This window comes from Streptomyces gilvus (genome assembly GCF_022513565.1).
GTDB classification, from domain to species: domain Bacteria; phylum Actinomycetota; class Actinomycetes; order Streptomycetales; family Streptomycetaceae; genus Streptomyces; species Streptomyces gilvus.
This window is the reverse complement of record NZ_JAKWBE010000001.1, coordinates 756031-782916: the sequence shown is the minus strand read 5'-3', so window position 1 is coordinate 782916 and position 26886 is coordinate 756031. Positions and strand designations below refer to the sequence as shown.

Genomic DNA, 26886 nt, shown 5'->3' with positions numbered 1-26886 from the left:
CGTTTCGTACTCCATCGGCAGTAGGACCCATTGGGTGCTCAGGGACGACGACGGGAACAGATCGACAAGGCATCGTGTTCGCTATGAAGGCCGACCGTTCGCCGCGCAGGGGCAACCGCCCCCGCCTCACGCAGAGGAGCAGCTGCTCATGAGCGCCCTCGCGTTGTCCGTGATCCTCTCCCTCGTCTCCGCTGTCGCCTACGCCGGCGGGGCGATCGTGCAGGAGCGCGTGGCGGTGTCCTCCCCCGGCGAGCAGTACGCGCCGCTGCGCCGGCCCGGCTGGTGGGCCGCGGTGGCGCTGAACGGCCTCGGCGGTCTGCTGCACGTGGCGGCGCTGGCCTACGGCCCGCTCAGCCTGGTGCAGCCGCTCGGCGCCCTGACCATCGTGCTGGCGCTGCCGATGGCGGCGCTGTTCGTGGGCCGCAAGGCCGGTTCCACCGCCTGGCGGGGCGCGATCATGGCGACCGTGGGCCTCGCCGGTCTGCTGTCCCTGGTCGGCGCGTCCGACGAGCAGTCGCTGGACACGGCGCAGCGCGTGGCGGTGGCCACGGTCACCGGCGGCGCGGTCGTCGCCCTCATGGTCGCGGGCCGGGCCGCCCACCGGCACCCGGCGGTGCGCAGCATGCTGCTCGCCACCGCGTCCGGCATAGCCTTCGGCATGTCCTCGGTCTTCACCAAGGTCGTCGCGGTCGACTGGACCGGCGGTGTGACGCTCTCGGACGTGCCCTCCCTCGCCGTGATCGGCGTCTTCGCCACGGCCGGACTGCTGCTGTCGCAGGCCTCCTACCGGGGCGCGGGCCTCGCCGCCCCGCTGGCCACGCTCACCGTCGTCAACCCGGTGATAGCGGCCGCGGTCGGCATCACGATGTTCGGCGAGACCTTCCGCTACGGCAGCACCGGCACCGCTCTCGCGCTGAGCTGCGGTGTGGTGGCGGCGGGCGGCCTGATCCTGCTGACGACGGAGCGCATCGCCCGCACCGCCGCCGAGGAGTCGGCGCCGGCCCTGCCCGAGCGGACCGTCACCGGGCCGGCGCCCGCCGAGCTCCCCGGGGAGCCCGTGGCCGGACTCCCCGAAGGGATCGTGGTCCCCGCCCAGGTGGGCCCCACGTTCCTGGCGGTGGCCTACGTCGAGAACGACGATGAGACGCCCGACCCGGCCCGCTACCGCTTCTACGGCCCCTTCTACGGCGGCTCGTACGTCCCGGCGCCGGACGTGGACCGGCACCGGGTGCGGGTCAGATCCTGACGCCGCCGGCCCTCAGATACCGCAGAGGGTCGACGTCCGAACCGAAACCGGGCCCCGTCCGCACCTCGAAGTGCAGATGCGGGCCCGTGGCGTTGCCGGTGGCCCCCGAGCGGCCGATGCGCTGGCCCTCGCTCACACTCTGCCCGGCCCGCACGGAGATCGCCGACAGATGGCCGTACTGGGTGTAGCGGCCGTCCGCGTGCCGGATCACCACCTGGTAGCCGTACGAGCCGCCCCAGCCGGCGGTGACGACCTGGCCCGCCGCGACCGACCGCACCGAGGTGCCGGTGGGGACGGGGAAGTCGACGCCGGTGTGGTAGCCCTTCGACCACGAGGAGCCGGCCACGTGGTAGCCGGTGCCGATCGGCCCGCCCACCGGGGCGATCAGGGAGTGGTGGCGGGTGGTGGTCTTCTTCTCCTCGGTCGCCTCGGCGGCCTTCTTCGTCGACGGCTTCGTCGACGGCTTCGTCGACGCGGTGTGCGTGGTGGGCGCCTTGGCCCGCAGGTCGAGCCGCTGCCCCGGCAGGATGAGATCGGGGTCGGAGCCGATGGTCCGGCGGTTCGCGGCGTACAGGCCGCGCCAACCGCCGCGTACGTGCTGCGTGTCCGCGATCTCGGAGAGGCTGTCGCCGCGCACCACGGTGTACATCTCGGCCGTGCCCGCCCTCGACTGGGGCGTGGAGTGCGGCTGAACGTCCCGCACGGACGTCTTCTTCCTGGTCGGCGTCTGCTCGGTGGACGTCCGGTGCGTGGACGTGCCCTCGGTGTGCAGGTTTGGCGCGTCCCCGCCGCGCGTCAGCCCGGCCTCGACCGAGCACACGGGCCAGGCACGGGGCCCCTGTCCCCGAAGCACCTTCTCCGCGACGGCTATCTGCTGGTCCTTGGTGGCCAGATCCGCCCGCCCGGCGTACGCCGTGCCGCCGTAGGCCTCCCAGGTGGACCGGGTGAACTGGAGCCCCCCGTAGAAGCCGTTGCCGGTGTTGATGCTCCAGTTGCCGGAGGACTCGCAGGCGGCGACCTTGTTCCAGGTGGACATGTCGGCGGCGTGCGCGGTGCCGGCGCCGATCAGCGGGATCGCCATGCCCGCGCTGGAGGCGGTGACGGTGAGTGAGGCTCGGTTGATCCTGTTCGGCTGATACCGGCGGTGCCGGCCGCGTACGGCCATGGAGATCCCCCTCGACATGCGTCAGGAGGGCCAAAAGTAAGCGTGCCCAACAGGCCATGACAAGACGGCAATCGGCCGCCCTGTCCCGCAAGGAATCAGGAATGAGCAGCAGTTGCACCGTGGCTGAGACAGGCGGGGCCGGTCGTGCGTATCTGCCTGCGGCACACCGGGCGAGGCGGACATGCGCTCGGCGTACCGGCACGTCAGGATGGTCGGTGGGGCGATACTGACGGGCACGAACGGCACCACCGATACCGGATCCTCAAGGAGCCAACCGAATGAGCAACACAGCCCAGATCGGCGTCACGGGACTCGCGGTCATGGGCCGCAATCTCGCCCGCAACTTCGCGCGCAACGGCTACACGGTCGCTCTGCACAACCGGACGGCGGCGCGTACGCACGCCCTGGTGGAGGAGTTCGGGAACGAGGGCGACTTCATCGCGGCCGAGACCGCCAAGGAGTTCGTGGCGGCGCTGGAGCGGCCGCGGCGGCTGGTCATCATGGTCAAGGCGGGCGAGCCCACCGACGCGGTGATCCATGAGTTCGCGCCGCTCCTGGAGCCCGGCGACATGATCATCGACGGCGGCAACGCGCACTTCGCGGACACCCGGCGCCGCGAGCGCGAACTGCGCGAGCAGGGCATCCACTTCGTGGGCATGGGCGTCTCCGGCGGCGAGGAGGGCGCGCTGAACGGCCCGAGCATCATGCCGGGCGGCCCGAAGGAGTCGTACGACTCGCTGGGCCCGATGCTGGAGAAGATCTCCGCGAAGGCCAAGGACGGCGCTCCCTGTGTGACCCACGTCGGTCCCGACGGCGCCGGGCACTTCGTGAAGATGGTCCACAACGGCATCGAGTACGCCGACATGCAGCTCATCGGCGAGGCCTACCAGCTGCTGCGCGACGTCGCCGGCTACTCCCCCGCGCAGATCGCGGAGATCTTCCGCACCTGGAACACCGGGCGGCTCGACTCCTACCTCATCGAGATCACGGCCGAGGTGCTGTCCCACGTGGACGCCGCGACGGGCAAGCCGTTCGTGGACGTGGTCGTCGACCAGGCCGAGCAGAAGGGCACGGGCCGCTGGACGGTCCAGATCGCCCTGGACCTGGGCGTGCCGGTGTCGGGCATCGCGGAGGCGGTCTTCGCCCGCTCGCTGTCCGGCCACGCGGCGCTGCGCGAGGCCTCGCGCGGTCTGGCCGGCCCGAAGGCGCAGACGCTCGGCGAGTCGGAGGCGGCGGCCTTCGCGGACCGGGTCGAACAGGCGCTGTACGCCTCGAAGATCGTCTCCTACACCCAGGGCTTCCATGAGATCGCGGCGGCCCGCGAGGAGTACGACTGGGACATCGACCTGGGTGCGGTCTCGGCGATCTGGCGCGGCGGCTGCATCATCCGGGCGGCCTTCCTCGACCGTATCCGCGCCGCCTACGACGCCCGCGCGGACCTGCCGAGCCTGCTGTCGGACGAGACCTTCGCGCAGGAGATCGCGGCCGCCCAGGACGACTGGCGCGAGGTGCTGGTCGCGGCGACCCGCCAGGGCGTCCCGACCCCGGGCTTCGCCGCGGCCCTCGCCTACTACGACGCCCTGCGCGCCGAGCGCCTGCCCGCGGCCCTCACCCAGGGCCAGCGCGACTTCTTCGGCGCGCACACCTACCGCCGCACCGACCAGGACGGCTCGTTCCACACGCTGTGGGGCGGGGACCGCTCGGAGGTCACCGCGTAACGGAGGTCACCGCGCAACGGAGGACGGCACGAGGCGGCGGGCGGCCCGAGCGGCCGCCCGCCGTCGTTTCGCGCGCGACACCCGCCGCGTGCGGGCCGCCGGTTCAGGTCAACGGCGGTCCCGGCTCCGGGCTCGGTACCGGTTCCGGGCCCGGGGGGACCGGGGACGGGTCCGGGGGCGGGGCGGGGGTCGGTGGGGAAGGCGGCTGCGGGGGCGGGGTGGGTTCCGGCCCCGGGGGCGGCTGGGGGGTGGGGACCGGGGAGGGGTACGGGTCAGGGGGGCGCGGGTCCGGGCCCGGCCCGGGGGTGGGCGGAGTGGGGTCGGGGTACGGCTCGGTCATGGCGCCCTCCGGCCAGTGGGTCGACGTCGGGTCTGGACTCTTCCCCGCGTACCCGACGCACGTCTCCCCACTCACTCTCCCGAGCTACCCCACCAGGCCGACTGGCCCCGGTCGCCGGGCTCCCGCTTCGACGCGGCTCCCCGAGGCGCCGTCCCAGGTGCCCTGCAGGCTCGGCGTGGTCCGGATCCGCGGCCGACAAGCCGCCGGCGGCGCACGGCGCGTGAGGCCGTCGCCCGCGGTGCACGGCTCCTCATCCCGACTACGCCCGCCGGTCCCCGAGTTCGACACCCGCCACCGGCGCACCGCGCGCCAGGCTGTCGCCCGCGAAGCAGCACCGGCTCCCCATCACCGACTACGCCCGTCACCGCCCGCCGGTCCCCGAGCTCGTCACCCGCCACCGGCGCACCGCGCGCCAGGCTGTCGCCCGCGAAGCAGCACCGGCTCCCCATCACCGACTACGCCCGTCACCGCCCGCCGGTCCCCGAGTTCGACACCCGCCACCGGCCCTGCTCGGCCACCGGTGCGCGCCCTCGTCAGGCGCCCTGGACCCGTCGGCCGCCGACCGCCCGCGCACCCGCCGCCAGGCCCCGGCGGGGGCTGGACAGGATCGGGACCGGGGTGGTCGCCATGTGCTCGGCGGGGGCCATCGAGCCCTGGGCCAGGACGATCGCGTCGGCCTCGGTGACGCGGTCGGCCTCGGCGGCGACGAGCGTCGCGCAGCCCTCGGTGTCGCCCGCCGCGAAGCGGTCCCAGGCGCCCTCGACCAGCCGTGTCCGCACCTCGGCGGTACGGCCGGAACGCGCCGCCTCCTCCTCGATCAGGGCCACCGTCGGACCGAACGTGCTCTCGACGGTGGCGAGGACGACGATCCGCGGTCCGGCCGCCACGGCGGCGGCCGCCATCGGCCGGTCCGAGCGCAGGACCGGCACCCCGGCACCGGCCCCCGCCGCCTCCGCGACGCCGCCGATGGTCGAGCAGGTGCACAGCACGGCCCGGGCCCCGTCGGCGACCGCCCTGTCCACGGCCGCCCGCACCTCGTCCGCCACCGCCTGTGGGCCCTCGCGGCGGGCCCGGGCCAGCAGCTCCTCGTCGACCAGGTGCCGCAGTGCGAGACCGGGGTGGTGCTCGTCGCGCAGTGCCTCGAAGACGGGGACGTGGGCGGGCGAGGTGTGCAGAAGGGCGAGCATGCCGTTCAGAACCGGCCCGGGTGCGCGCGCAGCCAGTCCTTCGCCGCGCGCAGCAGCTCGGGGTCGGCCGCCGGGGCCTGGTCGGGGTGGCGCTCGGCCCACTTGACGACGTACGGGCACAGGGGGGCGACCACGACGCCCTCGCGTTCGGCGATGGCGTACAGCTCGCGGGCGAGCAGGCCCGCGATGCCCTTCCCCTCGTGGGCCGGCTCCACGATCGTGTGGACGGGGACCAGGGCACGCCCCGGCGATTCGAGGACGAAGTACTCGATGTGGCCGACGACTTCGCCGTCCGTCCCGTCACCGGTCGCCTCCAGGCGGCCCGCCGCCCGGTCGTCGCGGATCTCGATGTCGCTCATGGGCACGCTCCTGGTCCGAAGGACGAGTGATCGCTGATCAGGCCGGTACGGCCTGCGGGCTGCGCTCCTGGTCCGAGCCCGGAACCGGCTCGGACGGGTCGGCGCCCAGGGCCACGATGCGGTTGTCGCGGTCCACGTGCACCACCCGCGGTTCGAAGGCACGTGCCTCGGCGTCGTCCAGCTGAGCGTAACTGATGATGATCACCAGGTCGCCGGGGTGGACGAGATGGGCGGCGGCGCCGTTGATCCCGATCACGCCCGAGCCGCGCTCGCCCTCGATGACGTACGTCTCCAGACGCGCGCCGTTGGTGATGTCGACGATGTGCACGAGCTCGCCGGGCAACAGGTCGGCCGCGTCGAGCAGTTCGGCGTCGATGGTCACCGATCCCACGTAGTGCAGGTCGGCCTGGGTGACCGTGGCGCGATGGATCTTGGACTTGAACATGGTACGGAACATGGAGAAACTCCCGATCTGTCTGCTCCCTGCCTGCTCACCGCAGGTCAAGGGCGGTCTTCGGAGAGTACAACGAGTCACGCGTCCGGTCAGCCGCCGCTCGTGTTCGCTTGAGCACACGGTGACATCAGGCCACCCCGGCCCGGTCACCACCGAAAAAAACAAGGCTCAAATGTTCAACACAAATTACACACATCCTCTCTTCACACCGGTTCTCATGGTCTAGATTGACCTTGCTTCGGCGGCTCGGACACGAGGCGACCGTCAGTGGGTCCATTGGTCCGGGCTGCGGAAAGCCGTCAGCGTGTCCTCGGCGCCGGACGTAGGGGTGATCGTTGCTCGGAACCCGGGGGGCTTGGGTTCGGAGAGCTGCCGAGGTGTCAGGGGGTTCCAGCGCGCTTCGAGAGGCCGGCAGGGCATGCGACTGCGCTGCCGCGAAGGCGAGTTGCTCGAGTAGCGCCGAAACAGCCGGATGCCGTGCGTAGAGGGGGCGGGGGCCTCCTAGGGGAGGAACAGCACGGGGGGTGGGGGCCTCCCGGGGGGAGGAACAGTGTTGGGCGAACACGTCGAACCACTGCGGAACCTGGGGGGTTCTGTGCGTCAAGGGGGAGTAGTCAACTCGTTTCCGCCCGCGCGCCAGCAGGTGCCGAACGGGACAATCGGACAGCCCGCGGCGGCCTGGGAGCAGCGGTACCGCCGAGCCGTGATCACCAGCGACACCGCCGCCACGTTCGTCGTGGTGACGGCGATAGGCGAGTTCTTCGGGGCCCGGGACGCAGCCAACTGGCATGAGAAATGGGGGATTCTCGCCTTCGGCACCGAACTGCTGGTGCTGGGAGCGCTCGCGGTGGGCCGGGCGTGGGCCCCCGCCGTGCTCGGCCAGGGCGCCGAGGAGTTCCGCCGGCTCGGCCGCTCGCTGTTCGCGGCGACCGTCGTCCTGGCGCTCGGCGGGATAGCCCTGACCTCGCGCAACATCAAGCTCTGGATCTTCGTCGCGATCCCCGCGATCGCGGTCGTCACCATGATCGCACGCTATCTGCTGCGCCTCTGGCTGCACAAACAGCGCAAGGAGGGCCGGTGCCTGAGACCGGTGCTCGCCGCCGGGAGCCCAGCCACCGTGCACGACCTGATCACTCGCACCCGCAAGTTCCCGCACCTCGGTTGGCGGGTGGACGGGGTGTGCACGACGGACGGTTCCGAGATCGACGGCGGCCACCTGGACGGGGTGCCGATCGTCGGCCAACTGTCGGACGTGGCGCAGCGCGTGCGCCGCGACGGCTACCGCGTCGTCGCGGTCACGCCCGACGCCCACTGGTCACCGGACCGGCTGCAACGGCTGGCCTGGAACCTCGAGGGCAGCGACGCCGAGATGGTCGTGGCCCCGGTGCTGATGGAGGTGGCCGGCCCGCGGCTGCACGTCGACGCGGTGCTCGGGATTCCGCTGCTGCGGGTCAGCATGCCGGCCTTCACCGGGGGCCGCCGGGCGGTCAAAGCAGTCGTCGACCGCGTTGGCGCAACGATTCTGCTGCTGCTGTTCTCACCGCTGATGGCGCTCGTGGCACTGCTCGTGGTCCTGGACAGCCGGGGTGGGGCGTTCTACCGCCAGCGCCGGGTCGGCAAGGACGGCCGCGAGTTCACCATCCTCAAGTTCCGCACCATGGTCACCGGGGCCCACGCGGCACGTGCCGAACTGGCCGAGCTCAACGAGGGCGCGGGGCTGCTGTTCAAGGTCCGCCGGGATCCGCGGGTCACCCGGGTGGGATCGGTGCTGCGCCGGTACTCGATCGACGAACTCCCGCAGCTGTTCAACGTACTCACCGGATCGATGTCGCTCGTCGGTCCCAGGCCACCGCTGCCGGAGGAGTCCGCCGCCTACGGCCCGGACATCCGGCGACGGCTGCTGGTCAAGCCCGGACTCACCGGCCTGTGGCAGATCAGCGGGCGCAGCGACCTGCCGTGGGAGGAGGCGGTCCGCCTCGACCTGCGGTACGTGGAGGACTGGTCGCTGGCCCTGGACACCGTGATCTTGTGGAAGACGCTGCGTGCGGTGCTGCACGGGCAGGGGGCCTACTGATGCGCGGGGAGCGTCATCCGGCCGGTGTGCCGAACGCAGGCCACAAGGGCCTGCCTGGGGGGAGGAACGGGTCATGAAGGTCAGCGTTTTCGGGCTCGGCTACGTGGGCTGCGTGTCGGCCGCGTGCCTGGCCGACATGGGGCACGAGGTCGTCGGGGTGGACGTGAGCCAGGTGAAGGTCGACCTGGTCAACGACGGCAAGGCCCCGGTGGTCGAGGAGCGGATCGGCGAACTGACCGCCGAGGTCGTACGGACCGGGGCGCTGCGCGCCACCACCGACGTCCGCGAGGCGATCATGGACAGCGAGATCTCGCTGGTCTGTGTGGGCACGCCGTCGGAGCCCAACGGCAGTCTGTGCACCACGTACCTGGAGCGTGTCACCGAGCAGATCGGCGCGGCGCTGGCCGAGCGGGGCGGGCGGCACACCGTCGTGTTCCGCTCCACCATGCTCCCGGGCACCTGTCTGAACCTGCTGGTGCCGATCCTGGAGAAGTCCGTCGGCGGCACGGCCGGGGTGGACGTCGGGGTCGCCGTCAACCCGGAGTTCCTGCGCGAGGGCACGAGCGTGCGGGACTTCTTCGACCCGCCCAAGACCGTCGTCGGCGAGCTCGACACGGCGAGCGGCGACGCGGTGCTGGCGCTGTACGAGGGCCTGCCCGGCGAGGTGTTCCGGGTGCCGGTCCCGACTGCCGAGGCGATCAAGTACGCGGACAACGCCTTCCACGGCCTCAAGATCGGCTTCGCGAACGAGCTGGGCGCGGTGTGCCAGGCGCTCGGGGTGGACTCGCACCAGGTGATGGACGTGTTCCTGGCCGACCGCAAGCTGAACATCAGTCCCGCCTACCTGCGCCCCGGCTTCGCCTTCGGCGGCTCCTGCCTGCCCAAGGACCTGCGCGGTCTGGTGTACGCGGCGCAGCGGGCCGACGTGTCGGTGCCGATCCTCTCCCATGTGCTGCCCTCCAACTCCGATCATCTGCAGCGCGCGGTCGACATGGTCGAGCGCACCGGCAAGCGCCGGGTGGGCCTGTTCGGGCTGTCCTTCAAGCCCGGCACCGACGACCTGCGCGAGAGCCCGCTCGTCGAGCTGGCCGAGAGGCTCCACGGCAAGGGCTACGACCTGAAGATCCACGACGCCAACGTGAGCCTGTCCCGGCTGATCGGCGCCAACCGCGAGTACATCGAGACCCGGCTGCCGCACCTCGCGCAGCTGCTCGCCGACTCCGTCGACGAGGTCCTCGACCACGCCGAGGTGTGCCTGGTCGGGACCAAGGACCCGGCCGTGCTGTCGGCGCTCCCCCACGGCGACGGTCCGCTGATCGTCGACCTCATCCGCCTTCCCGACGCCGACGTGCGCCGGACCGAACCGGGATACATGGGCCTTGCTTGGTAACGCAGTCGGCGGTGACGGGCCGAGCCCGCGCGCGCTGATTCTGGTGGAGAACCTGTCGGTGCCGTTCGACCGGCGGGTGTGGCAGGAGTGCACGACGCTGCGCGACGCCGGCTGGGAGGTGCACGTCATCTGCCCGCAGGGCAGCAAACGAGACACCGAGGCCGAGGCCGAGATCGACGGGGTGCGGATCCACCGCTACCCGTTGCGCGCGGCCACCGGAGGACCGGCCGGCTATCTGCGGGAGTACGGATCGGCGCTGTGGCACACGGCCCGGCTCGCCCGCAAGGTCGGTCCGGTCGACGTCGTCCACGCCTGCAACCCGCCGGACCTGCTCTTCCTGCCCGCGCTGTGGCTGAAGCGGCGCGGCGCGCGGTTCGTCTTCGACCAGCACGACCTGGTGCCCGAGCTGTACCTCTCCCGGTTCGACCGCGGAAAGGACCTGCTCTACCGCGCGGTGTGCGCGCTGGAGAGACGGACCTACCGGACCGCGGACATCGTGCTGGCCACCAACGAGAGTTACCGGGACGTCGCGGTCCGCCGCGGCGGCAAGCGCCCGGAGGATGTCTTCGTGGTGCGCAGCGCGCCCCAGATCGAGCGGTTCCAACCGGTGCCGCCCGAGCCGGAGTTGAAGCGCGGCAAGCCCCATCTGCTGTGCTACCTCGGCGTGATGGGCCCGCAGGACGGGGTCGACTACGCCCTGCGCGCCCTGGCGAAGCTGCGCGACGAGTGCGGGCGGACCGACTGGCACGCGGTGTTCGTCGGCTCCGGCGACGCCTTCGACGCGATGGTGGAGCTGTCCCGGGAGCTCGGACTCACCGAACAGGTGCAGTTCACCGGACGCATCCCGGACGCCGACCTGGTGCGCTACCTGTCCACCGCGGACGTGTGCCTCTCCCCCGACCCGCGCAACCCGCTCAACGACGTGTCGACCATGAACAAGGTCCTGGAGTACATGGCGATGGGCCGGGCGATCGTCTCCTTCGACCTGAAGGAGGCGCGCGTCTCCGCCGGTGACGCCGCCGTCTACGCGCCCGCCAACGACGAGGCCCAGTTCGCCAAGCTGATCACGGAGTTGCTGGACGACCCGGAGAAGCGGGCCCGGATGGGCGGCATCGGCCAGGAGCGGATCAGCGGTCCGCTGTCGTGGCGCAACTCGCAAGCGTCGCTCCTCGCCGCCTACGCCGCCGCGAGCCGCGATCGAAGCACCCAGTCGGCGGGCGATGCGGTCCGCACAAGGAAGAGGCAGCGGCGTTGAACGAAGACACGATCCGCCTAGTCACGATCGGGCGGATATTCCGCCGGCGGTGGCGGCTTCTCGCCGCCCTCGCCGTGGTGGGCGCCCTCATCGGCTACGGCACCTCCCTGGTGGTGTTCCCGCCGCGGTACACGGCGTCGGCACCGGTCCTGCTGCCGGGGCAGTGGGAGGAACGCGAGCTGCTGACCCAGGTGGACATCGCCACCAGTTCGGCGGTCCTCGACCGCACCGCCGCCGCCCTGCACTGGTCCGGCGTCAGCGGCAGGACGCTGCAGGACCAGGTGACCGCCAAGGCGGCCGACGGGAACATCATCGAGATCTCCGGCACGTCCGACACCCCGGCGCGCGCACAGCGGCTGTCCGACCAGGTGGCCCAGCAGTTCGTCGCCTTCGCCGACGGGGTCGCGGGCGGCAGCGCCGACTCCACGGCGGCCTCGGGGACCGCGGCCCTGCGCAAGCAGGTCGCGGACACCAACCGCCGCATCACCGAACTGGCCAAGGCGGCCGGTTCGGGACAGACCGTGGAGAGCGTGCAGGCCCGCACCGAGCTCGAGCAGCTGCGCACCTCGCTGGAGGAGGCCATGCAGAAGCTCGACCAGGCCGACCCGTCGAACACCAAGGCGGGCATGGTCGTCATGGGGGCGGCCCCCCGCCCGACCGGTGAGGCGCCGCCCACGCGGGTGCAGCTCATCGCCGGTGGGGCGCTGCTGTTCTTCCTGATCGCGCTGATCGGCCATCTCGTCGCGATACGGATGAACCGCCGGCTGCGCACCGAACCGGAGATCGCCGCGGCGCTGGGCTCGACGCTCCTCGGCACCGTCGACGTGCCCACGGAACAGACGGCGCACCGGCACAAGGGCGGGGGCGCACGCGGCCGCCTTGGCCGCGTCCTCGGCATGGACGCGCGGTGGGACATGCCCGCCCCGCAGAAGTCCGGCGACCAGGCCGCCGGCCGGCTCCGCTACCGGCGGGTGTGCGCCCGCCTGAAGGAACGGCTGCCGGGAGCCCAGAAGGTGCTGGTCCTCGTACCGGAGGGCGACGAGACCGCCCGCCGGGCCGCGGGGCAGCTCGCCGCCGAGGCCAAGAACGGTCTGCAACTGCGCGTGGCGGAGGTCTCGGTGGACCGGCCGATCGTGCCGGACCGGGATGCCGAGTCCGGCGCCCTGGTCGTCCTCAGCGCCGGCAGCTGGACCGCGGAGGAACTCGCCGGGATCGCCGAGGCGTGCGCGGACGCCCGGCGCGAGGTCGTGGGCATCGTCGTCGCCGGCCTGGTCCTGGCCCGCCCCACGCGCTCGGGCGGCCAGCTCCCGGACGACGCCACCCTGACGCTCGCGGTGCCCGGCCACGGAACGGGAGGTTCAGCGTGACGACGAACACGCCGTCGGAGAAGACGGCCGCCGCCCCGCTCCTCGATCTGCAGTCACTGGTGGTGGCGGTGCGCAGGCGCCGGCGCCTGTGGAGCGCCATGGCCCTGGTCGGCCTGGTGCTCGGGGCCGCGGTGGCCGTCCTGATGCCACCGGCCCCGAGCGCGGTGACCAAGGTGCTGGTCGCGCACGAGGAGGACCAGCCGAACGACCCCGGAACCCTGATCCGCACCGACGTGGCGCTGCTGCAGACCACACGGATCGCCGATGCCGCCCTGAAGGCCCTGAAGTCCCCGGAGACACCGGAGGCCTTCATGAAGGACTACAGCGGCGCCGGTCTGACCAACAACCTGCTGCAGATCACCGTGACCGGCGCCGACGACGCCGACGCCAAGGCCCGCGCCAAGGCGCTCGCCGACGCGTTCGTCGCGGACCACGTGCGGCGGATCCAGGAGACCTCGAACGCCGAGGCCAAGGCCCTGCTCAACCAGCGTGACCGGCTGCGGGACGAACTCGCCCAGGTCAACAAGGCGATCGGGGACGGATCGACGGCGAGCGGCGCCAAGACCTCGGCGGACATGGAGTCGCTCTTCGCCCGCCGGGCCGACCTCACCTCGAAGATCACCGACTTCGGCGAGCGGGCCGCGGAGGCCAGCGTCGGCACGCCCCAGCTCATCGCCGGCACCCAGATCGTGGACGCCCCGCACGCGGTGCGGAACTCCCTGCCCAAGGCCGCCGCCACCGACGCCGCGATCGGACTCGTCCTCGGTCTCGTCCTCGGGCTCGCGGTGTCCGCGGTCGGCGTGGTGGTGGCGGACCGGCCCGTGCTGCGCCGGGAGATCGCCGCGAACCTCGGCGCCTCCGTCATCGCGGAGCTGCCCGCCCGGTCGCCCAGGCTCTGGCGGCGCAGGCGCAACAAGACGGCACGCGAACGCCTCACCGGGTCCCTGGCGCGCACCGTGCGCGGCTCCGAGGACGGGGTGTCGCTGCTGGAACTGGGCTGTGCGCGCACCACGACCGAGATCGCCCTGGACCTCGCGAGGTCACTGGCGGCGCAGGGGCCGGTCGTCGTCATCGACGGTCTGCCCGGCTCGCAGCTGTCCGAGCGCCGCCACAAGCCGGGAGACCCGGCCGTGGTCACCGGCGAGCGTGCCGGGGCCCGGCCGCCCGAGGAGCGCGCGGTCGGCGTCGGCTCGGTGGCGCCCGGCACGGCGTGGACCGATCTGCAGTACCTCGGCACGCAGACCGTGCTCGTCGTACGGGCCGGACACGGCAACGCCGCCTGGCTGCACACCGTGGCGCGGCAGCTCGCCGACCAGCGCATCGCCGTCATCGGCGTGGTGCTGATCGACCCCGATCCGCGCGACCGCACCGACGGCACGCTGTGGGACGGACTGCACACCGCGCTGCGCGGTCACAACGACCGGTCCGCCCGGCAGAACGGTGGGGGCACCTCCCACTCCGTTCAGGCGGTGGGGGACGGCCGGAACCGGACGGACCGCCAGCCGATGTGGGCCGCACGGGTCCCGGACAGCGAGCAGGAGGCGCGGTAGGACATGTGTGGCATCGCAGGCACGTACCGGTGGCCGGACGGGAAGATCGTCACCGACCGGCTCACCGAGACCCTCGCCCACCGCGGCCCGGACGGGGCCGGCCGCTACGGCCACCGAGCCGGTGACGGCGAGGTGCAGCTCGGGCACCGCCGGCTGTCCATCATCGACCTGTCCGAGACCGGCGCCCAGCCGATGGTCTCGGGCGGTCTCGCCCTGACGTACAACGGCGAGCTGTACAACGCGCCCGAGCTGCGCGCCGAACTGGAGGCCGCCGGGGTGCGTTTCCGCGGCACCTCCGACACCGAGGTGCTGCTGGAGGCGTGGCGGCGCTGGGGCACCGACTGTCTGCCCCGGCTGCGCGGCATGTTCGCGTTCGGGATCTTCGACGAGCGGACGGGTGAACTGGTGCTCGTCCGCGACCAGTTGGGCATCAAGCCGCTGTTCCTGCTGCGGCGCGGCGAGGGTCTGGCGTTCGCCTCCGAGCTCAAGGCGCTCGCCGGCGCGACCGGCGGATCGCTGGAGGTCGACCAGGCGGCGCTGGTGGCCTCGCTGCTGTACTACTGGGTGCCCGACTCACGGTGTGCGTTCCGAGAGGCGGAGAAGCTGCCGCCGGGGAGCTGGCTGAGGTGCCGGCCCGACGGCAGCGTCGAGCGGGGCCGGTTCTGGAACCTCAAGGACGTCGCCGCCGAGGGACAGGAGCGGGCCCGGGCCGGCGAGCAGCCGGACCTGGCCGCGATCGTCGAGGAGTCGACGCGGCGCCATCTGCTGTCCGACGTGCCCGTCGCGACCTTCCTGTCGGGTGGCCTCGACTCCAGCTATCTGACCGCGCTGGCGGCCCGCCACCAGCCCGGGATCTCCGCCTACACGATCGGGTTCCGCGCCGAGGACGCCAGGTTCGAGGCGATGCCGGACGACCTGCGCTACGCCCGGCAGGTGGCCGAGCGGTTCGGCGTGGACCTGCACGAGATCGAGATCGCCCCGAACGTCCTCGACCTGCTGCCGCAGATGACGTACCACCTGGACGAGCCGATCGGCGACCCCGCCGCGATCAACACGTTCCTGATCTGCACGGCCGCCCGGGAGGCCGGGGTCAAGGTGATGCTCTCCGGGATGGGCGCCGACGAGCTGTTCGCCGGGTACCGCAAGCACCTGGCCAACCTGCTCGCCCTGCGCTACCAGCGCGTCCCGCGGCCGCTGCGGCGCGGTGTCTCCGCGACCGTGAACCGGCTGCCGGTCGCCACCTCCCGCCGGGGTCTGAGGTCGGTGCGCTTCGCCAAGCGGTTCCTGTCCTTCGCCGACCTGCCGGAGGAGACCGCGTTCCGGCGCAGCTACACCATGTACGACCAGGACGACCTGCTCGCCCTGATCGATCCGGACCTCGCCGGCACGGTCGACGACGTGCTGACCGAACACGCGGACGTCTACGCCGACAACGAGCTCGACGACTTCGTCAACCGCATGTGCCTGGGCGACTCCCGGATGTTCCTGCCGGGCCTGAACCTCACCTACACGGACCGCTCCAGCATGGCCGCGTCGACCGAGGTGCGGGTGCCGTACGTGGACGTCGAGGTCGTCAAGGCGGCGTTCACCGTGCCCGGCGACCGCAAGATCGCCGGACGGCAGGGCAAGGCGGTCCTGAAGGAGGCGGCCACCTCGATCCTGCCCCGGGAGATCGTCTACCGGCCCAAGGGCCTGTTCAGCGCCCCGCTGCGCGCCTGGATGAGCCGGGATCTGGCGCCGCTGGTGCGCGAGGTGGTCAACGACGGCGAGCTCGTGCGCTCCGGGTTCCTGCGCCGCGACGCGCTGCGGCGGATGGTCGCCGAGGACGCCGCCGGGCAGCAGGACTTCTCCAAGCATCTGTGGCATGTGCTGACCCTCGAGTACTGGTATCGCGACGCGACCTCTGGGTCCGGCCAGAGCACTCGGCAAACGGCTTAGGAATCAGGGGAGTTCCGGTGAAACAGGTTGTACAGAACTACAAGAGCGGCGAGCTGGCGGTGCTCGACGTGCCGGTGCCGGGCTGCAAGCCGGGCGGTGTGCTGGTCCGCAGCGCCTTCTCGCTGATCTCCACGGGCACCGAGCTGATGAAGGTGTCCGAGGCCGGCATGTCGATGCTGGGCAAGGCCCGCTCCCGTCCCGACCAGGTGGCCAAGGTCATGCAGAGCGTGGCCACCAACGGCGTGCCCGCCACGTACCGCAAGGTGATGGGCAAGCTGGACTCCTACACGCCGCTGGGCTACTCGCTGTGCGGGGTCGTCGAGCAGGTCGGCGCCGGCGTCGACGACGTGAAGGTCGGCGACCTGGTGGCCTGCGCGGGCAACGAGCACGCGCTGCACGCCGAGCTGAACTGGGTGCCGAAGAACCTCTACTCCCCCGTCCCCGACGGCCTCGCCCCGCGGCACGCGGCCTTCGGCACCGTCGGGTCGATCGCGCTGCAGGGCGTCCGCCAGGGCGAGCCGCAACTCGGCGAGGTGGCGCTGGTCATCGGGCTCGGGCTGATCGGGCAGCTGGTGGTGCAGCTCCTGACCGCCGCCGGGGTCCGCGTCGTCGGCGCCGACCCCGACCCCTCGCGCTGCGAACTCGCCGAGCGCCTGGGCGCGGCGGCCTGCGGCGACCCGGGGTCCACGGCCGTGGAGCACGCCGTCGCCGAACTCACCGACGGTCACGGCGTGGACCAGGTGTACCTGGCCGCCGGCGGCGGCAGCAACCAGCCCGTCGAGCTGGCCGCCAAGCTCTGCCGGGACCGCGGCCGGGTCGTCGACATCGGCAAGTGCCGCCTGGACCTGCCGTGGAACGCGTACTACGAGAAGGAACTCGACGTCCGGTTCTCGCGTTCGTACGGCCCCGGGCGCTACGACCCGTCGTACGAGCTGGAGGGGCGCGACTACCCGATCGGCTACGTGCGCTGGACCGAGCGCCGCAACCTGTCGTGCTTCCTCGACCTCATGGCTCGCGGCCGCGTCGACGTGGAACCCCTGATCTCCCACATCGCCGACTTCGACGACGCCGTCGAGACCTACGGGCGTCTCAAGGACGGCGAACTCAAGGCCGTGGCCGTGCTGTTCCGCTACCCCGAGCACACGGCGGAGGCGGAGGAAGCGGCTCAGCCGGCTGCCGTGTCGGTGGCCGTGCCCGCGGTGAAGGTGCGGCCCGCTCCGGCCCGGCTCGCCAAGTCGCCCGTACGGCTCGCGTTCGTCGGCGCGGGCAACTACGCGACGTCGATGCTGCTGCCGCACCTGGCACAGCGCGAGGGCGTGGAGCTGTCTACGGTCGTCACCACGACGGCGCTGTCGGCGGCCAACGCGCAGCGGAAGTTCGGCTTCGCCGAGGCGACCACCGACCTCGACGCCGTGCTCGGCGACAAGTCCGTCGACGCGGTGTTCGTCGTCACCCGGCACAGCTCGCACGCAGACCTGACCCGCAAGGCGCTCCTCGCCGGCAAGACCGTGTTCGTGGAGAAGCCCCTCGCCCTCACCGAGGACGAGCTGGCCGGTGTGCTCGCGGCGGTGGAGGAGTCCGGCAACGACCGGCTGCAGGTGGGCTTCAACCGCCGGTTCGCGCCGCTGCTGCACGAGGCCAGGAAGCGCTTCGGCGCCCGGACCGGCCCGGCCAACCTCCGCTACCTGGTCAATGCCGGACGTCTCGACCACGGCAGCTGGTACCTCCGGCAGGGCTCCGAGGGCTCGCGGTTCGTGGGCGAGGGCGGGCACTTCATCGACACGGCGAGCTGGCTGCTCGACGCCGACCCGGTGTCGGTGTACGCGACCGCCCCGTCCGGCAACGAGGACCTGCAGATCGTGCTGCGTTACCCGGACGGGTCCACCGCCACGATCAGCTATGTAACCTCCGGTCCGTCCGCCTTCCCGAAGGAGTCGCTGGACCTGATCGCGGACGGGCGCGCGCTGCGGCTCGACGACTTCGTGCGGGCCTCGGTGTATGGCCAGAAGCGGTGGGTGAGTTCGCGGCTGCCCAAGGCCCGGGACAAGGGCCAGAACGCCGAACTGGCCGCGTTCGTCAAGGCCGTGCGGACCGGCGGGCCGATGCCGGTGCCGCTCGAGTCCCTGGTCGCCACCACGGCGGCCACCCTCGCGGTGCAGACCGGTCTGGCGAGCGGCGCCCCCGTGACGCTGGCGAGGGCGCTGTGACCATGAGCGCGGGCTGGTACCTGCGGCGGCTGTCCCGGATGGGACCGCAGGAGGTCGCAGGCCGGGTGGGCGACGCGGTGCGCCGGCGGCGGTGGCGTGCGGCGCCGCCCGAGGGCCCCGGCGTCACCGGCGCGCGCTTCACCGCCGTCCTGCCGGCCGGGACGCTCGCCGCGCTGCCTCCCGACGCCGTGAAACGTCTCGTCGCCGACGCGGACCGGCTCATGGAGGGTCACGCCGAGTTCTTCGGCGTGGTCCGCGACGACCTGACCGACCCGGACTGGTGGTTCGACCCCAAGACCGGGCGCCGGGCCCCGGCGGGCTACGCCTTCGACGTGCCGTACCGCAGCGAGGACACGGTCGGGGACATCAAGCAGATCTGGGAGCCGTCCCGGCACCAGTACCTCACCCAGCTCGCCGCCGCCTACGCGGCCACCGGGGACGAGCGGTACGCCGAGCGCGTGGCCGCGCACCTGCGGTCCTGGTGGGAGGTCAACCCGCCGCTGCGCGGCGTCCACTGGATCAGCGGCATCGAGCTGGGCATCCGGCTGCTGTCCTGGGTGTGGATCCGCCGGCTGCTGGACGGCTGGTCCGGCACGGCCGGGCTGTTCGAGGACAACCCGGTGGCGGTGCGGCAGATCTGGCACCACCAGCGCTGGCTGGCCGGCTTCCCCAGCCGGGGCTCCTCGGCGAACAACCACGTCATCGCCGAGACCGCCGGGCAGTTCGCCGCCGCGTGCGCCTTCGACTGGTTCCCCGAGTCGGCGCGTTGGCGGATCGACGCGCTGCGGTCGCTGGACCGGCACCTGCGCGGCAACACCTACCTCTCCGGCATCAACCGGGAGCTGGCCACCGAGTACCACGGGCTCGTCCTCGAACTCGGCCTGGCCGCCGTGGCGGAGGCGGACGCGGCCGGTGTGCCGGTCCCCGCGTCGGTCCGCCTGGTGCTGCTGCGGATGACGGACGCGCTCGCGGCGATCGTGGACAACCGGCTGCGGCCGCCGCGTCAGGGCGACGCGGACGACGGGCACGGCCTGGTCGTGGACGGCGCGGGCACCGACCGCTGGGGCTCTCTGCTGGCCACCGGCGACGCCGTGTTCGGCCGGCTTCCCTGGTGGCCGACGGTGACCGGCACCGACGTACGCACCCCGCTGCTCGCGGCGCTCGTCAAGCGCGCGGAACCGTCCGCGCGCCGCCCGGCAAAGCGGCCGGCGCACTTCGCGGACGCCGGCATGACGATCCTGCGCGGGCCGGAGGAGATCTGGTGCCGCTGCGACGGCGGTCCGCACGGCTTCCTCTCCATCGCCGCGCACGCCCACGCGGACGCGTTGTCCGTGGAGGTCCGGCACGACGGTGTCGACGTGCTCGCCGACCCGGGGACGTACTGCTACCACGGGCAGCCCGAGTGGCGGCGGTACTTCCGCTCCACCCTCGGCCACAACACGCTGGAGCTGGACGGCGCCGACCAGTCCGTCTCCGGCGGCCCGTTCCTGTGGACGCGGCACGCCGAGACCCGGGTCCTGAGCGTGGACGCCGCCAACGAGGACACGGCCTCCTGGTCCGCCGAGCACGACGGCTACGAGGGCTCCGTGCACCGCCGCCGGGTGGAACTGACGCCCGCGAGCCGGGAGTTGCGGGTGATCGACGAGGTCCGCGGCCCGCGCCGGGCCGTACGCCTGGCGTTCCACCTCGGTCCGGCGATCACCGCGGACCTGGAGGGCGACCGGGCGCGGCTCACCTGGACCAAGGACGGCGAGGACCGTTCCGCGGTGCTCGAGCTGCCCGGGCAGCTGTCCTGGCGGGCGCACCGCGGTGAGACGGATCCCGTGCTGGGCTGGTACTCGACGGGCTTCGGACGCAGGGAACCCGCCACCACGCTGGTCGGTTCCGGCTTCACCGACGGCACGGAGGGCTTCACCACCGTGCTCGGGTTCCGCGGCCAGGGGGGCGCGTGAGGATCAGGACGCGGCCCTGGGCACCGGCGGTGGCACCGCTGGTGCTGGCCCTGCTGCTGGTGAGCGGCTGTGACGGCACGCGGCACGCGACGCGTGAGAAGCCGACCGCCGTGCCCACCACGTCCGGGGCGCGGTCCCAGCCCGTGGCCCGGGTCTGCGACCGTCCCGGAACCGGGCCGGCCAAGGCGCCCGCGGGCGCGGTGACGGTCGACCCCGCGGTGGTCGGCGACCTCGCGGCGAAGACCAAGAGCAGTCCGGCGCACACCACGTTCTGGCTCCGGCCGGGCACGCACCGGCTCGACCCGGACCGCTACGCCCAGGTCGTGCCCAAGGACGGGGACCGCTACGTCGGAGCGCCGGGCGCGGTGCTGGACGGCCGGAAGAAGAACGCGTACGCGTTCTCCGGTTCCGCCCGCGACGTCACCATCGACCACCTGACCGTGCAGGGCTTCGTCGCCCCGCAGAACGAGGGCGTGGTCAACCACGACTCCGCCGACGGCTGGGTGATCGAGCACTCGACGATCCAGAACAACTCCGGCGCCGGGCTGATGGCCGGCGCCCGCCAGCAGGTCCGCGCCAACTGCCTGCGCGACAACGGCCAGTACGGCATGAACGCGTACAAGGGATCCGGCCGCATCACGGACCTGGTGGTCGAGGGCAACGAGATCGTGGGCAACAACACCGGCGACTGGGAGCGGCGGCAGCAGGGCTGCGGCTGCACCGGAGGCATCAAGTTCTGGGCGGTCGACGGCGCCGACGTGCGCGGCAACTGGGTCCACGACAACCGTGGAACGGGGTTGTGGGCGGACACCAACAACAACGACTTCCTCATCGAGAACAACGTGATCGAGGCCAACGACGGTGCCGCGCTGATCTACGAGATCAGCTACAACGCGATCATCCGCAACAACACGATCCGGCGGAACAACTGGGTCGAGGGCCGTGCGGCGGCCGACCGCGGCGACACCTTCCCCTTCGCCACCGTCTACCTGTCGGAGTCCGGCGGCGAACCACGGATCAAGGCCCGCACCGACCAGATCGAGATCTACGGGAACGTGCTGGAGAACAACTGGTCCGGGATCACCCTGTGGGAGAACGCCGACCGGTTCTGCAACAGCCCCGCCAACACCTCCTCCGGCGACTGCACGCTGCTGGTGAAGAACGTCAAGCGCTGCGTCCAGCCGGCGATCGCCAAGGCCCCGCTGTACTCGGACTGCCGGTGGAAGACCCAGCGGGTGAACATCCACGACAACCGCTTCGTGCTGGACAAGTCCGTCGTCAAGTGCACGGACAAGTGCGGTCGCATGGCGGTGCTGTCCAACTACGGCACCTACCCCGACTGGTCGCCGTACAAGGGCGAGGCGGTGGCCGAGGCCATCACCACCAAGCAGCATAACCGCTGGCACGACAACGTCTACGTCGGCCCGTGGACGTTCGTCGCCTACGACCCGAGCCGGGTGCTCGACCTCGGGCAGTGGCAGGGCACGCCCTACCGGCAGGACGCGGGCAGCACCTTCCGCGCAGGGGACGGTGGCTGAGATGGAGACCGAGCGCACACCGAAGATCATCGGGACGGTCTGGGGACTGCTGATCCTCAACACCCTCGGCTCCGCCGGGGCGAAGACCATCGTCCCGCTGCCCCGCTCCCTCATCCAGATGGTCACCATGGGCGCGCTGGTCGCCGCGTTCGCGCTGGCGCTCCTGGTCAACCCCCGGGTGCGCGTGCGGCCCAGTGCGTACGTGTTCGTGCTCACCCTCCTGCTGGTGACGAGCGTGATCTCCAGCGCGCATCTGGAGTCCGGGTTCGGCGCGCTGTTCCGGTGCTTCCGGCTGGCTCTGTTCGTCGGCACGCTGTGGCTGCTCACCCGCTGGTGGGACGACGGCATGACGTTCGTCCGGCACCACATCCGGATGTACTTCGCGGTGCTCGGGTCGGTGGCCGCCGGTCTGGTCGTCTCCCCGAGCGCGGCCCTGCCCGACCTCTACGGCGGGCGGCTGGTCGGCGCGCTGTGGCCGCTCACCCCGCCGCAGATCGGCCAGTACGCGGCGGTGATCATCGGGCTGACCGTGCTGCTCCTCATGGGCGGCAGGACGGACAGGAAGAGCGCGGCGCTGGTCATCGTGCCGTCCCTGGTCCTGCTCGGACTGACCCACACCCGCACCGCGACGCTCGGTCTGCTGGTCGGGCTGGCGCTGGCGATCGGCTCGCTCCTGCTCACCAGCACCGCGGCCCGCCGCTTCTTCAGCTGGGCGGTGGTGATCGCCACGGTGGCCGCGGTGGGCTTCGCCTCCCTGCTCCAGAAGTGGTTCCTGCGCGGACAGAGCAAGGAGAACTTCTCCAGCCTCACCGGCCGGGCCAAGGTCTGGGACGCCCTGCTGGCGGCCCCCCGGACCACCGGGGAGCAGCTGTTCGGCGTGGGCCTGGGCGACAAGTCCTTCGGCGGACTGCCGATCGACGACAGCTGGCTGGCCGTCTACAACGAGCAGGGCCTGATCGGCGTCGGTCTCGTCGCGGTGTTCCTCCTCGTGCTGGGCGGCGTCGCGCTGCTGCGGCCCCCGTCGCTGCAGCGGGCCTGCGCGATCTTCCTGATCAGCTACTGCGCGCTCGCCTCGTACACCGAGGCCGGTCTGGGCGACGCCTCGCCCTATCTGCTGCATCTGGCCCTGGCCGCCTCGCTGTTGATGACGCCGGCCGAGACCCCGCCCCTCGAGCTGCCCGAGGTCGCCCGACGAGCCGTCCCGCGCCGGGACCGCAGAACGGAGGTGAGGTGAGCATGCACGTCCTCGTGGTGCACAACCGTTACGCCTCGGCGCAGCCGAGCGGCGAGAACAGGGTCGTCGACCAGGAGGTGGAGCTGCTGCGGGCGGCCGGCCACCGGGTCGAGGTGTTCGAGCGGCGCAGCGACGACATCGGCGCCATGTCCCTTCTCGCCAAGGTCGCGGTGCCGGTGCGGGTGCCGTGGAACCCGGCGGTCCGCACCGAACTCGCCGCCCGGCTGCGCGCCGAGCGCCCGGACGTGGTGCACGTCCACAACGTCTTCCCGCTGCTGTCGCCGGCGGTGCTCGCCGCCTGCGCCGACGCGGGCGTGCCCGCCGTCGCCACGCTGCACAACTACACCCAGATCTGCCCGCCCGGCACCCTGCAGCGGGACGGCAGGCCCTGCACCGAGTGCGTCGGGGCGACACCGCTGCCCGCCGTCCGCCACGGCTGCTACCGGGGCTCCCGGCTCGCGACGGTGCCGCTCGCGCTCAGCCTGTCGGTCAACCGGCGCCGGTGGTGGACCGGCGTGGAGCGCTTCCTGTGCATCTCCGCGGCGCAGCGCGAGGTCCTGGCGCGGGCCGGCATGCCGGCCGAACGGCTGGCGGTGAAGCACAACTTCGTGCCGGACCCGGACGTTCGCCGGACGGGCCCCGGGGAGCATGTGCTCTATCTGGGCCGGCTCGCGGAGGCCAAGGGCGTACGGCTGCTCATGGCCGCGTGGGACGAACTCGCGGCGGGCGGCGGTGTGGGCGTGCCGCTCGTGATCGCCGGCACCGGGCCGCTGGAGCCGGAGGTGACCGCCTGGGCGGCCGGCCGCGACGACGTGCACCACGTCGGCCTGCTGGACCCGGCGGAGTGCCGGAAGGCCGTCGCGCGCTCGGTCGCCGTGGTGGCCCCCTCGACCTGGCTGGAGGCGTTCGGCCTGGTGGTCGTGGAGGCCATGGCGGCCGGGGTCCCGGTCGTCGCCGCCGGGCACGGCGCCTTCGTCGAACTCGTCGACGACGGTGTGACGGGGCTGCTGCACGAGCCGGGCGATTCCGCCTCGCTCGCGTCCGGCATACGCCGGATCGCGGCCGAACCGGCCCTGGGCTCGGAGATGGGCCGCGCGGCCCGGCTCCGTTACGAACAGGGCTTCAGCCCGGCTGTCGGGCTGGAGCGCCTGCTGGAGGAGTACCGCACCGCGATCGCGGGCCGGTCAGCACAGACTCGCGCCGGGGAGACCCGTGCGAGCAGGGGGGATGGGAACAGCCAATGACACGATGCCGACTGTGCGGCTCGGAGGCGACGGCGAGCGTCGTCGACCTCGGGGCGACGCCACCGTGCGAGAGCTTCCTCTCCGCGGACCGACTCGACCAGCCCGAACCGGCGTACCCGCTGCATCTGCGGGTCTGCACCGACTGCTGGCTCGCTCAGATCCCGCCGCTGATCACGCCGGAGGAGACGTTCAAGGAGTACGCGTACTTCTCGTCGTACTCGACCTCCTGGGTGGAGCACGCGCGCACGTTCGTCGCCGGCGCCGTGGAGCGCCTCGGGCTCGGCGCCGACGCCTTCGTGGTCGAGGTCGCGAGCAACGACGGATACCTGCTGAGGCATGTGGTGGACCGGGGGATCCGCTGCCTGGGCATCGAGCCGTCGGTGAACGTCGGGGCCACGGCCCGTGAGGCGGGCGTGCCCACGCTCACGGAGTTCCTCAGCCCGGAGACCGGCGCGGCCGTCCGCAAGGAGCACGGCCCGGCCGACCTGGTCGTGGCCAACAACGTGTACGCGCACATCCCCGACGTGGTCGGCTTCACCCAGGGGCTGCGCGCCCTGGTCGCCGACGACGGCTGGGTCTCCGTCGAGGTGCAGCACCTGCTGACCCTGATCGAGGAGAACCAGTACGACACGATCTACCACGAGCACTTCCAGTACTACACGGTCGCCTCCGCGATCCGGGCGCTGGCGAGCGGCGGACTGACGCTGGTGGACGTCGAGTTGCTGCCCACGCACGGCGGCTCCATCCGGCTGTGGGCGCGGCCCGCCGAGGTGGCCGGCGAGCCCACGCAGCGGGTCGCCGACGTGCTGGCCCGGGAGAAGGCCGCCGGGCTGCAGGAGCTGTCGGGATACACCGAGTTCTCCCACCGCGTGGCCAAGGTGCGCCGGGACCTGCTCAAGTTCCTCATCGAGGCCGCCGAGCGCGGCGAGACGGTCGTCGGCTACGGCGCCCCGGGCAAGGGCAACACCCTGCTCAACCACTGCGGCATCCGGCCCGACCTGCTCGCGTACACGGTCGACCGCAACCCCTACAAGCACGGCAGGTTCACTCCGGGCACCCGCATCCCGATCCTGCCGCCCGAGCAGATAGCCGTCGACAAGCCGGACTACGTGCTCGTCCTCCCCTGGAACCTGCGGGCCGAGCTGGTCGAGCAGCTGTCCTACGTCCACGACTGGGGCGGCCGGCTGGTCTTCCCCATCCCGGAACTGAGCGTTGTCGAGGTGACGTCATGAAGGTCGTTCTGTTCTGCGGCGGTTACGGGATGCGGATGCGCAACGGAACCTCCGACGACGTGCCCAAGCCGATGGCGATGGTCGGTCCCAGACCGCTGATCTGGCACGTCATGCGCTACTACGCGCACTTCGGGCACACCGAGTTCATCCTGTGCCTCGGGTACGGGGCGGACCACATCAAGAAGTTCTTCCTCACCTACGAGGAGACCGCCTCCAACGACTTCGTGCTGCGCGGCGGGCGGACCGAGCTGCTGTCCACCGACATCTCGGACTGGACGATCACCTTCGTGCAGACCGGCATCGAGTCGCCCATCGGCGAGCGGCTGCGCCGGGTGCGCCACCACCTCGACGGCGACGAGATGTTCCTCGCCAACTACGCCGACGTGCTCACCGACGCCCCGCTGGACGAGATGATCGACCGGTTCGCCGCCCGCGACGCCGGCGCGTCGATGATGGTGGTGCCGCCGCAGTCCTCGTTCCACTGCGTGGAGCTCGGCGAGGACGGCCTGGTGGGGGGCATCACCGCGGTGAGCGACCTGCCCCTGTGGGAGAACGGCGGCTATTTCGTGCTCCGCCAGGAGGTCTTCGACCACATACCCGAGAACGGTGACCTGGTCGCCGACGGATGCGCCCAACTCGCCAAGCGCGGGCGGCTGGTGGCGCACCAGCACCGCGGCTTCTGGAAGCCGACCGACACCGTGAAGGAGCGTGCCGCGCTCGACGCCGCCTACGCCCGCGGCGACCGCCCGTGGGCCGTGTGGGAGCGGGACAGCGCCGGGATGAGCGCGTGATCGGGCTCGGGGCCGGGCGTCCGCGGCGGATCGTCGCGGTGGGCGCGCACTGCGACGACATCGCCATCGGCGCCGGCGGCACCCTGCTGACGCTGTGCCGTGCGCAGCCGGGCATCCGCGTCGACGCGCTGGTGCTTTCCGGCGGCGGCAGCGAGCGCGAGCAGGAGGAGCAGGCCGCGCTCGCCGCGTTCTGCCCGGACGCCGACCTCAGGCTGACCGTGCACAAGCTGCCGGACGGCCGGCTGCCCGCGCACTGGGAGGAGGCCAAGGCCGCCGTCGAGGAACTGCGCGAGCGGAGCGACCCGGACCTGGTCCTGGCCCCGCGCACCGACGACGCCCACCAGGACCACCGCGGCCTGGCGCAACTGATCCCCACCGCCTTCCGCGACCACCTGGTGCTCGGCTACGAGATCGTCAAGTGGGACGGCGACCTCGGCCGGATGGCGGCGTACCAGCCGCTGCCCGCGGAGATCGCCGAGGAGAAGGTGCGGCTGCTGCAGGAGCACTACGCCTCGCAGCGCCACCGGCCCTGGTACGACCGGGAGGCCTTCCTCGGCCTCGCGCGGATCCGCGGCATCGAATGCCACGAGCGATACGCCGAAGCGTTCGCCGTCACCAAACTCAAGCTCAACCTGGGGGGTTGAA

At 72.1% G+C, this 26886-nt stretch carries 20 protein-coding genes; 16 read left to right on the top strand and 4 right to left on the bottom strand.

Annotation, left to right across the window (positions count from 1 at the left end; all coding sequences use genetic code 11):
- Window positions 1–148: 148 nt before the first annotated feature.
- Window positions 149–1246 carry a DMT family transporter gene (locus MKW14_RS03550; protein ID WP_240858711.1) on the top strand — a complete coding sequence of 366 codons (1098 nt, stop codon included), beginning with the start codon at window positions 149–151 and terminating at the stop codon, window positions 1244–1246.
- Here the strand turns inward: MKW14_RS03550 and MKW14_RS03545 are convergent.
- The gene (locus tag MKW14_RS03545; RefSeq protein WP_240858710.1) at window positions 1236–2411 is read right to left on the bottom strand and encodes a transglycosylase family protein; all 1176 of its coding nucleotides are present in this window, start codon (window positions 2409–2411) and stop codon (window positions 1236–1238) included. The genes MKW14_RS03550 and MKW14_RS03545 overlap by 11 nt on opposite strands.
- Window positions 2412–2689: 278 nt before the next feature.
- Here MKW14_RS03545 and gnd point away from each other — a divergent pair, with 278 nt between their 5' ends.
- Window positions 2690–4129 (top strand): NADP-dependent phosphogluconate dehydrogenase, encoded by a 1440-nt coding sequence (gene gnd, locus MKW14_RS03540; protein WP_240858708.1) that lies wholly within the window; start codon window positions 2690–2692, stop codon window positions 4127–4129.
- An 873-nt stretch (window positions 4130–5002) separates the two neighbouring features.
- Here the strand turns inward: gnd and MKW14_RS03535 are convergent.
- The 3 genes from MKW14_RS03535 to panD are packed head-to-tail and all read right to left on the bottom strand — an operon-like array spanning window position 5003 to window position 6472.
- Window positions 5003–5656: an aspartate/glutamate racemase family protein gene (locus MKW14_RS03535; RefSeq protein ID WP_240858707.1), complete on the bottom strand. Its 654-nt coding sequence runs from the start codon at window positions 5654–5656 to the stop codon at window positions 5003–5005.
- Window positions 5657–5661: 5 nt separating this feature from the next.
- Window positions 5662–6015 carry a GNAT family N-acetyltransferase gene (locus tag MKW14_RS03530; protein WP_240858706.1) on the bottom strand — a complete coding sequence of 118 codons (354 nt, stop codon included), beginning with the start codon at window positions 6013–6015 and terminating at the stop codon, window positions 5662–5664.
- Between the two features lie 37 nt (window positions 6016–6052).
- Window positions 6053–6472: an aspartate 1-decarboxylase gene (gene panD / locus MKW14_RS03525; protein WP_208786001.1), complete on the bottom strand. Its 420-nt coding sequence runs from the start codon at window positions 6470–6472 to the stop codon at window positions 6053–6055.
- 592 nt (window positions 6473–7064) lie between these two features.
- On the opposite strand from panD, the gene MKW14_RS03520 reads away from it, so the two are divergent.
- From MKW14_RS03520 to MKW14_RS03455, 14 genes are all read left to right on the top strand, one after another.
- Window positions 7065–8543 carry a sugar transferase gene (locus MKW14_RS03520; RefSeq protein ID WP_240858705.1) on the top strand — a complete coding sequence of 493 codons (1479 nt, stop codon included), beginning with the start codon at window positions 7065–7067 and terminating at the stop codon, window positions 8541–8543.
- A gap of 73 nt (window positions 8544–8616) precedes the next feature.
- Window positions 8617–9933, top strand: coding sequence for a nucleotide sugar dehydrogenase (locus MKW14_RS03515; protein WP_240858702.1), 1317 nt, complete (start codon window positions 8617–8619; stop codon window positions 9931–9933).
- Entirely contained in the window at window positions 9923–11188 is a 1266-nt protein-coding gene (locus tag MKW14_RS03510; protein WP_240858701.1) for a glycosyltransferase family 4 protein, read from the top strand. Before MKW14_RS03515 ends, MKW14_RS03510 begins: the two co-directional genes overlap by 11 nt.
- Complete coding sequence (locus MKW14_RS03505) at window positions 11185–12555, top strand: Wzz/FepE/Etk N-terminal domain-containing protein (protein WP_240858700.1); 1371 nt, start codon at window positions 11185–11187, stop codon at window positions 12553–12555. The genes MKW14_RS03510 and MKW14_RS03505 overlap by 4 nt, the downstream gene beginning before the upstream one ends.
- A complete protein-coding gene (locus MKW14_RS03500; RefSeq protein ID WP_240858699.1) occupies window positions 12552–14105 on the top strand; it encodes a Wzz/FepE/Etk N-terminal domain-containing protein in 1554 nt (517 codons plus the stop codon). Before MKW14_RS03505 ends, MKW14_RS03500 begins: the two co-directional genes overlap by 4 nt.
- Before the next feature lie 3 nt (window positions 14106–14108).
- A complete protein-coding gene (gene asnB / locus MKW14_RS03495) occupies window positions 14109–16043 on the top strand; it encodes an asparagine synthase (glutamine-hydrolyzing) (protein WP_240858698.1) in 1935 nt (644 codons plus the stop codon).
- A gap of 17 nt (window positions 16044–16060) precedes the next feature.
- On the top strand, window positions 16061–18250 hold the full coding sequence (locus MKW14_RS03490) for a bi-domain-containing oxidoreductase (protein WP_240858697.1): 2190 nt from the start codon (window positions 16061–16063) through the stop codon (window positions 18248–18250).
- Window positions 18247–20202: a heparinase II/III family protein gene (locus MKW14_RS03485; protein ID WP_240858696.1), complete on the top strand. Its 1956-nt coding sequence runs from the start codon at window positions 18247–18249 to the stop codon at window positions 20200–20202. The genes MKW14_RS03490 and MKW14_RS03485 overlap by 4 nt, the downstream gene beginning before the upstream one ends.
- Window positions 20199–21740 carry a right-handed parallel beta-helix repeat-containing protein gene (locus MKW14_RS03480; protein ID WP_240858694.1) on the top strand — a complete coding sequence of 514 codons (1542 nt, stop codon included), beginning with the start codon at window positions 20199–20201 and terminating at the stop codon, window positions 21738–21740. The genes MKW14_RS03485 and MKW14_RS03480 overlap by 4 nt, the downstream gene beginning before the upstream one ends.
- Window position 21741: 1 nt before the next feature.
- Window positions 21742–22974: an O-antigen ligase domain-containing protein gene (locus tag MKW14_RS03475; protein WP_240858692.1), complete on the top strand. Its 1233-nt coding sequence runs from the start codon at window positions 21742–21744 to the stop codon at window positions 22972–22974.
- A 2-nt stretch (window positions 22975–22976) separates the two neighbouring features.
- Entirely contained in the window at window positions 22977–24218 is a 1242-nt protein-coding gene (locus MKW14_RS03470) for a glycosyltransferase (protein WP_240858935.1), read from the top strand.
- Window positions 24215–25450, top strand: coding sequence for a class I SAM-dependent methyltransferase (locus tag MKW14_RS03465; protein ID WP_240858690.1), 1236 nt, complete (start codon window positions 24215–24217; stop codon window positions 25448–25450). The genes MKW14_RS03470 and MKW14_RS03465 overlap by 4 nt, the downstream gene beginning before the upstream one ends.
- On the top strand, window positions 25447–26241 hold the full coding sequence (locus tag MKW14_RS03460; RefSeq protein ID WP_240858688.1) for a sugar phosphate nucleotidyltransferase: 795 nt from the start codon (window positions 25447–25449) through the stop codon (window positions 26239–26241). The genes MKW14_RS03465 and MKW14_RS03460 overlap by 4 nt, the downstream gene beginning before the upstream one ends.
- The gene (locus MKW14_RS03455) at window positions 26238–26885 is read left to right on the top strand and encodes a PIG-L deacetylase family protein (protein ID WP_240858686.1); all 648 of its coding nucleotides are present in this window, start codon (window positions 26238–26240) and stop codon (window positions 26883–26885) included. The genes MKW14_RS03460 and MKW14_RS03455 overlap by 4 nt, the downstream gene beginning before the upstream one ends.
- Window position 26886: the final 1 nt, after the last annotated feature.

Bases quoted from the DNA above. Each gene is read 5' to 3' on its own strand.
- MKW14_RS03515 (WP_240858702.1), top strand. From the start codon at position 8,617: ATGAAGGTCAGCGTTTTCGGGCTCGGCTACGTGGGCTGCGTGTCGGCC.
- gnd (WP_240858708.1), top strand. From the start codon at position 2,690: ATGAGCAACACAGCCCAGATCGGCGTCACGGGACTCGCGGTCATGGGC.
- MKW14_RS03530 (WP_240858706.1), bottom strand. From the start codon at position 6,015: ATGAGCGACATCGAGATCCGCGACGACCGGGCGGCGGGCCGCCTGGAG.
- MKW14_RS03475 (WP_240858692.1), top strand. From the start codon at position 21,742: ATGGAGACCGAGCGCACACCGAAGATCATCGGGACGGTCTGGGGACTG.
- MKW14_RS03550 (WP_240858711.1), top strand. From the start codon at position 149: ATGAGCGCCCTCGCGTTGTCCGTGATCCTCTCCCTCGTCTCCGCTGTC.
- asnB (WP_240858698.1), top strand. From the start codon at position 14,109: ATGTGTGGCATCGCAGGCACGTACCGGTGGCCGGACGGGAAGATCGTC.
- panD (WP_208786001.1), bottom strand. From the start codon at position 6,472: ATGTTCCGTACCATGTTCAAGTCCAAGATCCATCGCGCCACGGTCACC.
- MKW14_RS03460 (WP_240858688.1), top strand. From the start codon at position 25,447: ATGAAGGTCGTTCTGTTCTGCGGCGGTTACGGGATGCGGATGCGCAAC.
- MKW14_RS03470 (WP_240858935.1), top strand. From the start codon at position 22,977: ATGCACGTCCTCGTGGTGCACAACCGTTACGCCTCGGCGCAGCCGAGC.
- MKW14_RS03545 (WP_240858710.1), bottom strand. From the start codon at position 2,411: ATGGCCGTACGCGGCCGGCACCGCCGGTATCAGCCGAACAGGATCAAC.
- MKW14_RS03465 (WP_240858690.1), top strand. From the start codon at position 24,215: ATGACACGATGCCGACTGTGCGGCTCGGAGGCGACGGCGAGCGTCGTC.
- MKW14_RS03535 (WP_240858707.1), bottom strand. From the start codon at position 5,656: ATGCTCGCCCTTCTGCACACCTCGCCCGCCCACGTCCCCGTCTTCGAG.